Source organism: Microbulbifer sp. GL-2, assembly GCF_007183175.1.
Taxonomy (GTDB): domain Bacteria; phylum Pseudomonadota; class Gammaproteobacteria; order Pseudomonadales; family Cellvibrionaceae; genus Microbulbifer.
Map to the genome: position 1 here is coordinate 1,464,894 of NZ_AP019807.1, position 13,876 is coordinate 1,478,769.

The 13,876-nt window shown below is 52.8% G+C and carries 11 protein-coding genes; 5 read left to right on the forward strand and 6 right to left on the reverse strand.

Annotated features, from left to right (window positions below):
* Positions 1–12: 12 nt before the first annotated feature.
* Positions 13–672: a ribosome biogenesis GTP-binding protein YihA/YsxC gene (yihA, locus tag GL2_RS06400; protein WP_143729879.1), complete on the forward strand. Its 660-nt coding sequence runs from the start codon at positions 13–15 to the stop codon at positions 670–672.
* Between the two features lie 358 nt (positions 673–1,030).
* Here yihA and GL2_RS06405 read toward each other — a convergent pair whose 3' ends face one another.
* The 4 genes from GL2_RS06405 to polA all read right to left on the reverse strand — a co-directional run bounded on the left by GL2_RS06405 (position 1,031) and on the right by polA (position 6,954).
* Positions 1,031–1,489: a hypothetical protein gene (locus GL2_RS06405; protein WP_143729880.1), complete on the reverse strand. Its 459-nt coding sequence runs from the start codon at positions 1,487–1,489 to the stop codon at positions 1,031–1,033.
* 619 nt (positions 1,490–2,108) lie between these two features.
* On the reverse strand, positions 2,109–3,077 hold the full coding sequence (locus tag GL2_RS06410; protein ID WP_143729881.1) for a ribose-phosphate pyrophosphokinase: 969 nt from the start codon (positions 3,075–3,077) through the stop codon (positions 2,109–2,111).
* Positions 3,074–3,718: a dienelactone hydrolase family protein gene (locus GL2_RS06415; RefSeq protein WP_143729882.1), complete on the reverse strand. Its 645-nt coding sequence runs from the start codon at positions 3,716–3,718 to the stop codon at positions 3,074–3,076. Before GL2_RS06415 ends, GL2_RS06410 begins: the two co-directional genes overlap by 4 nt.
* 497 nt (positions 3,719–4,215) lie before the next feature.
* Positions 4,216–6,954, reverse strand: coding sequence for a DNA polymerase I (polA, locus tag GL2_RS06420; protein ID WP_143729883.1), 2,739 nt, complete (start codon positions 6,952–6,954; stop codon positions 4,216–4,218).
* Positions 6,955–7,302: 348 nt separating this feature from the next.
* Here polA and GL2_RS06425 point away from each other — a divergent pair, with 348 nt between their 5' ends.
* Entirely contained in the window at positions 7,303–7,599 is a 297-nt protein-coding gene (locus GL2_RS06425; protein WP_143729884.1) for a hypothetical protein, read from the forward strand.
* A gap of 89 nt (positions 7,600–7,688) precedes the next feature.
* Here the strand turns inward: GL2_RS06425 and GL2_RS06430 are convergent, their stop codons facing one another.
* A complete protein-coding gene (locus GL2_RS06430) occupies positions 7,689–8,588 on the reverse strand; it encodes a metal ABC transporter solute-binding protein, Zn/Mn family (protein WP_232053777.1) in 900 nt (299 codons plus the stop codon).
* Positions 8,589–8,731: 143 nt separating this feature from the next.
* On the opposite strand from GL2_RS06430, the gene znuC reads away from it, so the two are divergent.
* From znuC to GL2_RS06445, 3 genes are all read left to right on the forward strand, one after another.
* The gene (znuC, locus tag GL2_RS06435) at positions 8,732–9,529 is read left to right on the forward strand and encodes a zinc ABC transporter ATP-binding protein ZnuC (protein ID WP_172621239.1); all 798 of its coding nucleotides are present in this window, start codon (positions 8,732–8,734) and stop codon (positions 9,527–9,529) included.
* On the forward strand, positions 9,530–10,339 hold the full coding sequence (locus GL2_RS06440) for an iron chelate uptake ABC transporter family permease subunit (RefSeq protein ID WP_143729886.1): 810 nt from the start codon (positions 9,530–9,532) through the stop codon (positions 10,337–10,339).
* A 224-nt stretch (positions 10,340–10,563) separates the two neighbouring features.
* On the forward strand, positions 10,564–13,179 hold the full coding sequence (locus tag GL2_RS06445; RefSeq protein ID WP_143729887.1) for a TonB-dependent receptor: 2,616 nt from the start codon (positions 10,564–10,566) through the stop codon (positions 13,177–13,179).
* Positions 13,180–13,622: 443 nt separating this feature from the next.
* Here the strand turns inward: GL2_RS06445 and GL2_RS06455 are convergent, their stop codons facing one another.
* Positions 13,623–13,850 carry a hypothetical protein gene (locus tag GL2_RS06455; RefSeq protein ID WP_143729889.1) on the reverse strand — a complete coding sequence of 76 codons (228 nt, stop codon included), beginning with the start codon at positions 13,848–13,850 and terminating at the stop codon, positions 13,623–13,625.
* Positions 13,851–13,876 lie beyond the last annotated feature (26 nt).

Below are 13,876 nucleotides of genomic sequence, written 5' to 3' on the forward strand. Positions count from 1 at the left end.
CAGACTTAAACCATGTCAATTACCAAATTTGAAGCCCAACCACAGAAACTGAACTTTCGTTCCATACAATTTCTCACCAGTGCCCCCACCCTGACTGAGTGTCCGGAGGACTCAGGTGCCGAGGTGGCTTTTGCCGGCCGCTCCAACGCAGGCAAATCCAGCGCCATCAATGCCCTAACCGGCAACAACAAGCTTGCACGTACCTCCAAGACCCCTGGGCGTACACAGTTAATCAATTTCTTTAGCCTTTCCGAACAACAGCGGCTGGTGGACCTGCCGGGATACGGCTACGCCAAGGTGGCCCGAGCCATGAAGGATGAATGGCAACGCCACCTGGCCGAGTACCTGGAGCAACGCACCTGCCTGCGTGGCTTGGTATTGTTGATGGATATCCGCCAACCTCTCAAGGAGTTCGACCTGCATATGCTGACCTGGGCCGTTGAGGCGGGGCTACCAGTGCATATCCTTCTCACTAAGGCAGACAAATTGAAAAATGGCCCCGCTAACAATGCACGATTTGCCGTGGAGAAAGCCATCAAAGAGCAGGGACTGGATCGCGGGGTTACCGTGCAGACTTTTTCTTCCACCAAGAAGGCAGGCCTGGACAAGCTGGAGCGCAAGCTGAACGTATGGCTAGCTCCCCGGGAGGAAGAAGCTCCCGCAGCGGAGTAATCGCATAAATTGAACGAGCCCTAATCCAGGGGACAAATTCCTGGAGCGGGCTCTTCACAACCGCAGCTTCCCTGGCTGGCTTTGCAGCGCTTTAAGATTATTTAAAAGGTCGTGAGAAGAGATCGTGGACTCAATGGCCAACAAGTCCATACGAGACCACAGTTTTTACCCTCGCTTTGCAACAGGTAACAGGGCACGCAAAAGAATCTGTCGTAACTGTTGGTGCGCCCTCGGGGTTGGACAGTACAGCTCCTCAGCACAAAGATGACGCTGTGCGAGCAAGCTAACCAGAGTCTCTTCGCTAATTGCAACGGTTAACAGGCGCGAGGACCCAGCAGAATTTGAATGGGCCATTTCCTCAGTGCAGGCGCTGGCTTGCTCCGCCACCCGTGAGGCGTTTACCCCCGGCAACTGCTGACACGTGCTCTCCGGTACCATTTGGATAGAGGGCACTGATACAGTCAGCGGCAACCCGCTGTTTATCCCTATCTCCCAGCTGGCGGGCGAGTACCGAGCTGGCTCCGGCGAGGATGTAATGGTGTAGTTTTTCATCGCCCTGCTCCCGGTAGGATTGCATTAAGCCAGCAGCGCTCTCGCTGAAACGCTGCGCCGATTCGGTATAGCTGGGCCACTGGCGCGTCAGCAACATACCCGCCACATCAAAAGCACACCCTAAATACGGGATTGCTTCAGAGTGATTGCCCTCCTCCGCCAGGAGCTTGCCTCGCTCAATCCAGTCCAACCACGCCATTTCTGCACGATCCTTGTTATCAACTAACCACTGGCGATGATTAGCACATAGGTAACGTAAATTCACGGTAACCCCCTTGTTAGCATTCGATTAACAATAATGCGAACTATTATCATTTGCAAGTAAGGCAAGAAGCTTTTTGCGCAAACCTGCAGAACATTTTCAAATGATAAAAAAAGCCGGCAGATGGGGACTGCCGGCTAGGGGTCAGTGCCCTTGGGGTTGGGCACTTGCAGGCGCATCCAGGGGGACGGGTACGCCTGAGGGTTCCTCTCGATAACAAACTCTTCGTACAGTTGAAGATTAGGCTGGCGCCGGGAGCATTCCCAACCACCAATCTACACCATCGAAAGAACGTGAATATTATGCTCACAATCATTTTTATACCGGAAATAGATTCCAATCGCGCCAACAAATAGGAAACCAATTGAAAAAAATTCCGCAAAAAATATGGCAGGCAAAAAAAACCCCGGAGTTGGGGACAATCCGGGGTTAAAAAGCTGAACGCTTTGGGGTTAGGGAGCAACAATGATCTGTACTTTTTGATACACCGGTGCCCCCGTTTGTTCCCAGGGTTTAAGTAAATAAATGTAAACGGCGGGCTATTTGTAGAAAATTACGCCAGCAATTCAGCGGGGTGGCCGCCAACATCACACTTGGCCCTATTTTCAACATCCCGAGACTATCAGATGGTCAACTCGCTTACCGGTCCAGAATCGTGCAGACGGCGAATCGCCTCAGCAATCAACGGAGCACAATCCAGTAGTTCAAAATTCCCAGACAAATTTTCCTGAGGTAATGAATTGGTCACCGCTATGCACTCTACGGGCAGCCTCGCCAGATCTGCCTGCGCATTGCCACTGAACTGGCCGTGACTGATAAGTGCCAGTAATCGTTCCGCCCCGGCATTCTGTGCCGCGCGTACGGCGTGACATAGAGTCGCGCCACTGGCAATCAGGTCATCCACGATCACTACTACAGCACCGGAAACCGCGCCAACCAAGGTGCCGCCACTCAATTGTTCTCCTCGCCGGTATTTCTCCACAAATGCCCTGCCGATCGGACGCTGCAAGCGCTCACCCAGTACCTTACGCAACTTTTCCGCCCTCTTGATACCTCCTTCATCCGGTGACAACACCACAATTGGCCGCTTTTCAGAGGACAGGCGCACCGCAGCAAAATCCAGCATTAATGGCTCAGCCAATAAATGTACAGTGCGGCAGCGAAAGGCATTCTCAAAAGTAGACAGATTGTGGGCATCCAGGGTCACCACTGTGTCGGTGCCCACCGCCTCCAGCAGACTGGCCAGGTATCGAGTGGGCAGCGCATCGCGCAGTTTGGTGCGCCTGTCCTTGCGCCCATAACAAAGGTAGGGCATCACGGCAGTAACGCGCTCGGCACCAGCATCTCGCAGAGCGCCAATGAAAAACAGACTGCGCAGCAGTTTCTCATCCACGCTGCTCTTAGAATCTACATATAAGGATTGCACCAGGAATACGTCGGCCCCCTCCACATCATCCAAAGGGCGCAGCTTATGCTCGCCATCGGCGAAGTAGCACTCCTCATGTTGAGCCAGGGGTTCCCCCAGGGCCGCTGCAACGCGCCCGCCGAAATCGGCACCGACATCCAGGCTGAAGAGTTTTAGACGGCTCATAGCAGGTTCGTACGAAACCAGCGAATAGTAAGGTGTACCACCTCTTCCATGGCCCCAGGCTCCTCAAACAGATGACCGGCATGGGGAATAATTTGCAGTCGGGGACCATTTACCATGTGGGTCAAGGCCTCTTTATTTACTTCCAGCACCTGTTTGTCATCGCCACCAACCATCAACAGTGTCGGGGCCTTTACCAGTGGCAAGTCTGTTCCAGCCAGATCCGGTCGACCACCACGGGAAACCACAGCGCCCACCAGTGATGGTCGCTCAGCAGCTGCGACCAGAGCAGCCGCAGCTCCGGTACTGGCACCAAAAAGGCCTATCGTCAGGTGCCCAGTACTCTCTTCCCGCGCGGCCCAGTCGAGAACATCCACCAGGCGCCGAGCGCTCAGGTCAATATCAAAGCGATACTCGCAGGTGGAGGCATCGGCACGACTTTCATCGGCGCTCAACAGATCAAATAGCAAGGTGGCAAAACCGGCATCATTCAGCCGGCTGGCTACGGTCAGATTACGCGGACTGGTCCGGTTGCTGCCACTGCCATGGGCAAATACCACCAGTGCCTGCGCGCCCTGGGGCAGGGTGAGCGAGGCGCCCAAAGTGATATCCTCCGCGGCCAGCGCTATGGCTCGGCTCTGCATCCATTGCCCTCCCGGCGGACAGTTGGCCCGGCCCAGGTCGCACCGCCTCCAGGGGATCAGCGTATCTCAGGGAGAGAGTGCCAGCGGGAACCAGAACGAATAAATTCTCTGTAGTGCTCAGACTAGACCAGTTGAACGCCAGCGGGTCCGCTAGCCAAAGTCATGTCGCTTAAACCATGGAGAATTCCGCAGAGCAGGGGAAGAGGGAGGGGAAAACGTATATCTCTAAGGGCAAAAAAAATGCCCCGGACTTGGGGGAGTACCGGGGCAAACATCTGACTTCCTTGGGGGATGATGACGCATTCCAACGATCTTGCCTTTTTAGAGAGGCTGTCGCCGGAACAGTTCCACGAATTTGCGTAAAGATCGTAAAAACGTCGATCAAAATACGAAAATTGGCGCCATATTCGTCAAAAAACCCCTGCTGCAACCGTTCAGCTAAAAACGGGCGCAGCAATGAGCCGAACCCATGGCGTTAAAGTGATTTTCACCAACAATTAGTGGGCTTCATCCCAACTCTTGCCCCGGCCGAGATCAACTATCAGAGGCACATGTAACTTTGCAGCGCCCTGCATCAGGTCCACCAGACCATTAGCCACAACTTCAATTTCTTCTTTGGGCACTTCAAGCACCAATTCATCGTGCACCTGCATAATTAACTTACTGGTCAGTTTCTGTTCTATAAGCCAAGCATCCACGGCGATCATGGCGCGCTTGATAATGTCCGCGGCAGTACCCTGCATAGGCGCATTAATCGCGGTGCGCTCGGCTGCCTGGCGCTGCATACCATTGCGCGAATTAATTTCCGGAAGATACAGACGGCGGCCGAACAAGGTTTCCACATAGCCTTTTTCCGCAGCCTGAGCCCGAGTATCTTCCATATAACGCAATACACCGGGATAGCGCTCAAAATAACGATCGATATAAGTCTGTGCATCGGCGCGTGGGATATCCAGCTGCTTTGCCAGGCCAAAAGCCGACATACCATAGATCAGGCCAAAGTTGATGGCTTTGGCGCGACGGCGCTGTTCATCGCTGACTTCACCCTGTGGCACCTCAAATACCTCTGCAGCCGTGGCCCGGTGGATATCTGCGCCGTGGGCAAATGCATCAACCAGCCCCGTGTCGCCGGACAAATGCGCCATGATGCGCAGTTCAATCTGCGAATAGTCTGCGGCAATTATCTCACTGCCACCATTAACACGCGGGTCGGCAGTAAAAGCGCAGCGAATTCGGCGCCCCTCATCGGTGCGGATGGGGATATTCTGCAGATTGGGATCACTGGAAGACAGGCGTCCAGTCGCCGCCACCGCTTGATGGTAGGAAGTGTGTACGCGGCCGCTAGCCGGGTCTATCATCTTCGGTAGCTTGTCGGTATAGGTATTTTTCAACTTGGCCAGACCGCGGTACTGCATGATAAGGGCCGGCAGCTCGTGCTTGTGGGCCAGCTCCTGCAACACCGCTTCCGCTGTAGAAGGTGCGCCTTTGGGAGTCTTTTTAATCACCGGGATCTGCAGTTTCTCAAACAGGATGGCGCCCAATTGCTTGGTGGAGCCCAGGTTGAATTCCTCACCGGCCACCTCGTAGGCTTTCTGCTCCAGTGCACGCATTTTCTGTTCAAGCTCAGTGCTTTGCTCCGCGAGCATTTTAGCGTCTATGTAGGCGCCGTTGCGTTCCATTCGCGCAAGTACCGGCAGCAGTGGCATCTCGATCTCATCAAGCACTTTTACCAAGGTCGGTTCCCGCTCCAGGCGCGCACTCAGTTCATTGTGCAGACGCAAGGTAATATCGGCATCCTCGGCAGCGTAGGGACCAGCCTTGTCCATTTCAATCTGATTGAAAGTGAGCTGCTTGACACCTTTTCCAGCGATATCCTCGAAGTGCACCGTGTGCTCTCCTAAGTATTTAACCGCCAGGCTATCCATATCGTGGCGGCTGCCGGTGCTGTCGAGTACATAGGACTCCAACATGGTATCCCGTGCGATTCCGCGTAATTCAATACCGTAATTGGCCAGAATATGGCTGTCATATTTCAGGTTCTGCCCCACCTTTTTCTGCTTGTCATCCTCCAGCAGTGGCTTCAGCTTCTGCAGCACCTGTTCAAATGGCAACTGCTCCGGTGCACCCATATAGTCATGGGCCAAAGGCACATAGGCGGCCAGGTAGGGCTCTACAGCGAAAGACACCCCCACCAGTTTTGCCTGCATGTAGTTGAGACTGGTGGTCTCGGTATCAAAAGCAAAGATATCCGCGTCTTTCAGTTGCTGCAGCCAGGCATCAAATTCCGACATCTCTGTCACTATGACGTAATCCCGCTCGACGGCCTCGGCCATAGCCTCGTCAGCCTCTTCAGTGGTCAGCTCTTCCAGCCAGCCGCGGAATTCATTTTGCGTAAACAGCTCAATCAACGCTTCGATATTAGGCTCAGCATTGTGCAGATCCTGGGGGTGGTAAGGCATTTCCACATCGGTTTTGATAGTGGCAAGTTTGTAGGAAAGTTCTGCCGCATCGCGGTGTTCAGCCATTTTCTTGCCGAGGGTCTTAGACCCGCGGAAACCGAGAGGCGCTATAGTATCCAGATCTGTATAGATTTCCTTAAGGCTACCGAGATTCTGCAGCAGCGCCAGCGCGGTCTTTTCACCCACACCCGGAACCCCGGGAATGTTGTCCGACTTGTCGCCCATCAGGGCGAGAAAGTCGATAATCAATTCCGGCCCAACACCAAACTTCTTTACCACTCCTTCGCTATCCATCTCGGTATTGGACATAGTATTGACCAAGGTGACTCCGGGCCGTACCAACTGCGCCATATCCTTGTCACCGGTGGAAATAATCACTTCCTTGCCCTTACGCTGGGCCTCAAGAGCCAGGGTGCCGATAACATCATCCGCCTCAACACCATCCACCACCAGGCGTGGTAACCCCATGGCATCAATAATGTCGTGGATAGGCTGGATCTGCTCGCGCAGGTCATCGGGCATTGGTGGGCGATGGGATTTATATTCGGCAAACATTTCATCGCGAAAAGTCTTGCCCTTGGCATCAAACACCACTACCACAGGGCTGTCCGGGTGCTCCTTCAAGTGACGGCGCAACATACTGATCACCCCGCGTACCGCACCAGTGGGTCTGCCCTGGCTGGTGGTCAGTGGCGGCAGGGCGTGAAAAGCGCGGTAAAGGTAGGAGGAGCCATCCACCAGGATCAGCGGAGCGGCATTGGTGTCTTTTTTACTCATAGATTACGGAATTCTTGCTTAGTTGGGCGCTCAACGCGCGGGGCAGGCCGATAGGATAACGCCCTTCACGCATTTTTTCCGCCTATCAAAATCCTGCATGGTTAATTGCTATCGCTGGGCCCGATTTCGGGCACTTTGCACTAAAGCCAACTCACCTTAACGCCGTGCCGATAACTATCGGCGCAGCAACCACACCAAACCTTCAGGCTTGTCTACGCTTGCCGGTAGCGACTTCACCATTCGCTTACTCCCCGGGAACCTTCAGTGACTGGCTGCCCCCAGGCAGCACAGGGCCCTTTTTATCCCGGAAACAGTACCCATCAGATGTTTAAAGGAAGGATTCTAACTATGAGAGGAGTGATGTACGCCGCTCTTGTGCTTGCCGCCCACACCCTGGCTACCCCGGCTGGTGCGGTTTCGGCCTGTGAAACAGAGAAGGCCCAAAAGACAAACTCTGCCGCAGCGGTCTTTTCGCACTCGCCTAACCACGAATTAATGCTGGAGGAAGCGACAAAGGAACAGGAAAAAACCCTACTCAAACGCCAGATGCGCCAACTGGAAAAATTACGCGAACAGGCAGAACGCGAAGCAGTACGTGCGGAAAAATTACAACAACTAAAAAGCAATACCAGTAGTGCTGGTTAATCGCCGCCGGTAACATCCCCCGCCCAGTGGACTTTCCGTTGGGCGGGTTGTCCTGGCAACGCTCTGAATCCAAAAACACCAGACTATTATCAACCGGGCACTTGGCTACCATCGGTATCGGGAATTTGACTCAGACACCTGCGCGCCTGGGCTAACAGGGATTCAATCAGATCCCGATAGCTGGCATCTGCAGCCAGCTGCTCTCCCAGCGGGTCCAGCGCCGCGTAATCTAGCCCCAAGTGCTCAGCTAACTGCCTGTCGCGATCGTTTTCGGGCACACCGCCAAACAGGCAGCCCTTGCCCATCCCCGCTAGATTGAGCATTGAACGGGCACCGTGGCCGCCGTTATTGCCACTACTCAGAGCCCGGGTATCAACCCCAGAGGAACCGAAGAAATGTCCATAAGCATCGTGGGTCACCACTACGGGCACATTGCGATAACCCCATAGTGCTCGGTCCAGCACCTTCTGCAGGTTAGCCATAGACTTGGAGAAATCCCGCGCACGCGCCCGATAAACTTCAGCCTGCTGCGGTTGCAGCTCAGCCAGGCGTTCTGCTATCTCGGCCGCCGCAATCGCCGCATTGCGCGGGCGTAACCAGATGTGTGGATCTGAGCTATTGGCCCCCTGAAATTCATAATCAGCGGCGCCAAGCAATTGCAGCTGCCTCTCAGTAGGTAACGAAGCAGCCTGCTTAGCGAGAACCGCCTCCATCTGCGGGCCAAGCCATACCAGTAACAGCGCACGCTCCAATAGGGCCCGCTCTGTGATACTGGGTGCATAGTAATGTGGATCCCCCCCCTGAATCAGCACCCGAACAGGCACTTCCTCTCCAGCAATTTCTCGGGCGATCAGTGCCAACGGGCGCACACTCACCACCAGTTCTGCCCTTTCGGCAGGTTGCGGCTGACCACAAGCAAACAGGCAAAAACTCAGCAAAATCAATGCAGAAGAAAACAAAACACGTGAAGAGGGGGACATGGAAGACATTTAACGACACAAAACTGCGATATAATCATAAGCGGCCTTCAGCCGCCAATTCGATTGGCCACGGACGTGCCCGGTGAGCGCGCATCTAAAGGCCTCCAAACATAATACTATTTTTTCCCCCCGCAAACCCCGGAGATTTCACCCTGAGCCCTTCCGCGCCGCTAATCACCGCCGATGGCATCGGTCTGCAACTTGCCGGCCGGCAACTGCTCAAGGACGTAACCCTAGAGCTAACACAAGGTGAAATTGTTACCCTGATCGGCCCAAATGGTGCCGGCAAGACCACGCTACTGCGGTTACTTTTGGGTTTGACCAAACCCAGCAGCGGGAATATCTGGCGCGACCCGGGACTGCGTATCGGCTATATGCCGCAACGCCTGCATATCGATAGCTCAATGCCGATGTCCGTTGAACGCTTCCTGCTGTTGGGGCAGTCCGGCATGCAATCCCGTCAAGCACAAGCAGCACTGGACCGGGTCGGAGCCGGGAATTTACTCAAAGCCACTCTTGCCAACCTCTCCGGCGGGGAAATGCAACGAGTCCTGCTCGCCCGCGCCGCATCCCGCAAACCGCAATTGCTGGTACTCGACGAACCCACCCAAGGAGTGGATGTGGGTGGGCAGAGCGAGCTGTACCAGCTGATTGCGACACTCCGCGACGAACTAGATTGCGGCGTATTATTGGTTTCCCACGACCTGCACCTGGTCATGGCTGCTACTGACCGGGTGCTGTGCCTCAACCAGCACATTTGTTGCCACGGTCACCCGGAACAGGTGAGCCGGGATCCCGCTTATCTAGAGCTCTTCGGTGACAAGGTCGCCCCCTACACCCATCAACATAATCACCAACACCAACTGAGTGGCGATATCGCGAGTGCGGGGAACTGCACACATAACCACTCCAGCGCAGCATCCAGCGACAAGAAAAGAGAGCAAAAATAAGTGGTCGATTTCGGCGAATTACTGCACAGCCAATTTCTTTGGTACGCCCTCAGTGCCGGACTGTTGGTGGCTGTAGTGAGTGGTCCACTGGGCTGCTTTGCTGTATGGCGACGCATGGCTTACTTCGGTGACACCCTGGCTCATTCCGCTTTGCTCGGTGTCACCCTGGGGTTTGTCCTGCATATCATGCCGACCCTGGCAGTAGGAGCTACCTGCTGCCTGCTGGCAGTGTTGTTAATGTATCTGCAGCGCCGCCAGAAGCTGGCAGTGGATACCCTGCTGGGCATCTTATCCCACTCAATGCTGGCCCTCGGCATCGTGACAGTGAGCCTGTTCAAGATAAAAGTTGACTTACTTTCTTTGTTACTCGGCGACCTGCTCGCTGTTGGCAGCCAAGATCTGATACTGATGTCTATCACAGTGGTGGGAATTCTCACCCTGCTTTATTTTCTTTGGGATAAGCTCCTGGCTTTCACCCTGCACGAAGAGTTAGCCTCCGTCGAAGGTGTATCGGTGGAGCGGGTACGCATGGCGCTGATGCTTATGTTGGCGCTATTAATAGCTATCGCGATGAAGGTAGTCGGTGTCTTGCTGATCACCGCATTATTGATTATTCCCGCCGCCGCCGCGCGTAAACTCTCTCGCACACCAGAGCAGATGGCTCTGCTGGCTTCAATAACCGGCTGCCTGGCCGTCGTGTTTGGTCTTCTTGCTTCAATACTATGGAACACCCCAGCCGGCCCCTCTATTGTCCTGGCCGCTGCAATGTTCTTTCTTACTTGTCAGTTAAGCCCATCAGGAAGTAAATGACGCCAAGAAAATGCTCTTTTTCATCTCTACCGGCAGGTGCTATTTATTGCACTTTGGCGCCTAAATTCACCTTAAAAAGCGATCTATATCACCTATCTTCTCAATAAGTTTGCACTCCGCCTCCAGCCAATTGTTTCAATTTTCCGCCGTTGCTAGTGTTGCCCGACGACCAGCCAATTTGGGCCAGTCACGGACTATGACAATAAAAAAGTTGAGCAAGAAACATGGAAAATTTCACTCTCCGTCGTAATGTATTGGCCAGCGCCATATTGGCTGCAGCCGCAGCATCAACCCCTCAAACTCTCTTCGCCGCCGAGGAAGGTGCGATTGAGGAAGTTTCCGTAGTGGGTTCGCGCATCAGCCGCAACTCCGAATTTGAGAATGCCACTCCTGTCCAAGTAATGGATCGCGATAGCATCGAGAAATCCGGCTATACAAACCTGCAGCAACTGTTTGAGAAAAACCCTGCCGCCGGTAACGGCACCTTCTCTACCCGCGGCAACAATCAGGACTCCACCGCCAATGGTGCAGCTGCGGTTAGTTTGCGCGGTATGGGTGCCGACGCTACCTTGGTATTAGTGAACGGCAGGCGCGTTGCAATAAGTGCATTTGCCGAAGGCATCACGACCAACTTCGTCGATATCAACAGTATTCCTCTAGCGGCAGTTGAGCGTGTGGAAGTGCTGAAGGACGGCGCTTCTGCAATATACGGTTCCGATGCCGTTGCGGGCGTGGTCAACTTGGTACTGCGCAAAGATTTTGAAGGCACCGAAGTATCCATGGATTACGGAAGTGCAGACGGCTATGACGAAGAGTCTTTTTCCGCGGTTTGGGGAGTTAACGGGGAGAACTCCAATTTTACCGTCATTTTTGACCATCATAAAAACAGCCGCCTGGCCAGCACAGAGCGTAGCGGATTAGACACCGCTAACCAATCTGGGCGTGGCGGGATGGATTTCCGTTCCTCTCGCGGTTACCCAGGTAGCTTTACTCTGAGCGATGGGACTATTCTGCCCGACCCTAATTGCCCAGAAGATCGCGATACCGGTGAAGTCTGTGTATATGATTACGGTCCCTGGACACTGATTACTCCGGAATCTGAACGCACTGGCCTGTTAATGCTGGGACACACAGACCTGAGCGAAAATATTGAGTTTTTCAGTGAAATTGCCGTTCAACATAACACTTCTGTAGCTCAGGGAGCACCAACTCCATTGGACGGTGACGCCGGTCTCTATGTCCTTGCCGACCACCCCAACAATCCCTTTGGTGAAGATGTGGATATCTTCCGCTATCGCACGGTAGATGCGGGTGCTCGCCAATGGAGTATCGAAACTGACAACCTCCGCGGTGTCTTTGGTCTGCGCGGCAGTATTTCGGAATGGAATTGGGAGGCTTCAGTCCAACGTTCTCGCAGCGAGTCGACTCAGACCGGAGACAGATCCCAAGGTTGGGTGCGAACTGACTTGCTTCAACAAGAAATCAATGCAGGACGCTACAACCCGTTTGGCGGCGTTCAGAATCCAGATTCAGTAATCAATGACATTACCACCAGCCTAGTGCGTCAGGGCAAGTCTAATCTGACCGCTTATGATTTCTCGATCAATGGTGATTTGTTTGATACCACCAACGGCGTTATCGCTATGGCCGCGGGCCTAGAATATCGCGAGGAAAAAGCCTCCGATATTCCCGATGACCAATTTCAGCGTGGACTGATTTTTGGCACTGAGTCCGTTTCAGCAAAGGCCAGTAGGGATATCTCCTCTGCCTATGTGGAGTTTGCTATTCCCTTGCCCGCCAATTTTGATCTGAGCCTAGCCGGCCGCTATGACGACTACAGTGACTTTGGCAGTACTACCAACCCTATGGCCAATCTGCTGTGGACCGCTAACGATATGCTCTCGCTCCGTGCATCCTGGGGTACCGGTTTCCGTGCTCCCTCCCTGGCCCAGGTCGGCCTTGGAGATTCTCAGGAATCCCTGTTCTTCGTCGACACCTATGGCTGTGAGGTTAACAATACTTACTGTAATCAGACTGATTACACCATTATTTACTCAGGTAACCCTGACCTTGAGGCGGAGGAATCCGAATCCTTCAATATCGGTGGGGTACTTGAACCTCTGGAAGGTTTGCAGTTATCACTCGACTACTGGAATATCACTCAGGAAGGTAAGATTGATGAAGTACCCTTTGGCTACCTGTATAGCAAGCACTGCGGTGAACAGAGCAGTACAATCTGCCGTCGGGACACTCCAGTAGGTGGCCAATCTTTGGGAGCACTTCAATCCATCCGCAGTGGTTTTACCAATATTGGTGAACAAGAAGTATCAGGCGTAGATTTGAGTGTTGTATATAGTGGCTTTGAGCTGGCAGGCGGCGAACTCGGAGTACGCCTGGATTATTCCTATTTAGCAGAGTTTGAGAGAGTTGAACTGAATTCTGATGGCGATTCTTTCCTGACTCGAGACTTGGCCGGAGAGTATGAGTATCCACAGCACCGATGGAATGCCACTGCCGACTGGACTTTTGATCGCTTTGGCTTCAGTGCCGGACTCAACTATATCGGTGAATTTGAGGATACGCCAGATATCGATTTTGACGGCACCCTTGATTACGACACCAATAGCTCCCGCACAGTAGATTCATTTATGACAATGAACCTGCAAGCTCGATTCACCGGCTTTGAGAACATGATCCTGAGCTTGGGTGCCGATAACGTTTTTGATGAAGAACCTCCCTTCGCCATCGGTGATGGCAATTCTGATTTATATGGTTATGTGCAATCACAACACGACCCTCGTGGCCGCTTTATCTACGGTAAGATGACTTATACCTTTTAAGTAGGGAACAGTCTTTCAACATAAAGTGGGGAAGCTTTTAGCCTCCCCATTTTCTCTTCTATATAAGTAGAATCACCCCATTTAAACAATGGTGAAGAAAACAAAGTATCAAATTAATCCCCCTCCTGCTTTTTCTTTACCGGCTCTGATCCCACCTTATGAAATTCATACACGGTCATGACGACGCCAATCAGTAAACAGATAAATACACCAACCCCAATTGCCAAAATAAATGAATCAGACACATTTAGCCTCGGCGCGCAAGTATTGCAGATACTTTAAAATAGATACCAAAAGCGAGTATGCTCGGCACCCATAAGGCGGTAAAAATACCTTGTTCTTTATAACCATTGAACCACAGATATCCAGACAGAAAAAAGGATATAAGAACCGCCAACATAATAAAAAAGTCTGACACTTTAAACATTTACTACCCTTTCTTCCTAGTCATAATCCCAAAATCCAATAGCGGCAACTAACAACCCAATAATTGTGATGCTGGCAGGAATACGTATCCCTGAAATACCAAAAACTTGAAGCATTGATGGAACAAGCCCCAATAAGCCAAGCAGACCCCAAATGAAAAATGGCGTAGCAATTAGCAGGCCTAGCCACCCGATAAACACTCGGACCTTCCTTAATCGATTAGTAATGTCGGTCGATTTCTTCAATAGAGGCTCTTTTCCACTACAGCAAT

Excerpts from the sequence above, each read along its gene's own strand:
- yihA (WP_143729879.1), top strand. The coding sequence starts at position 13 with ATGTCAATTACCAAATTTGAAGCCCAACCACAGAAACTGAACTTTCGT.
- GL2_RS06410 (WP_143729881.1), bottom strand. The coding sequence starts at position 3,077 with ATGAGCCGTCTAAAACTCTTCAGCCTGGATGTCGGTGCCGATTTCGGC.
- GL2_RS06415 (WP_143729882.1), bottom strand. The coding sequence starts at position 3,718 with ATGCAGAGCCGAGCCATAGCGCTGGCCGCGGAGGATATCACTTTGGGC.
- polA (WP_143729883.1), bottom strand. The coding sequence starts at position 6,954 with ATGAGTAAAAAAGACACCAATGCCGCTCCGCTGATCCTGGTGGATGGC.
- GL2_RS06425 (WP_143729884.1), top strand. The coding sequence starts at position 7,303 with ATGAGAGGAGTGATGTACGCCGCTCTTGTGCTTGCCGCCCACACCCTG.
- GL2_RS06430 (WP_232053777.1), bottom strand. The coding sequence starts at position 8,588 with ATGTCTTCCATGTCCCCCTCTTCACGTGTTTTGTTTTCTTCTGCATTG.
- GL2_RS06445 (WP_143729887.1), top strand. The coding sequence starts at position 10,564 with ATGGAAAATTTCACTCTCCGTCGTAATGTATTGGCCAGCGCCATATTG.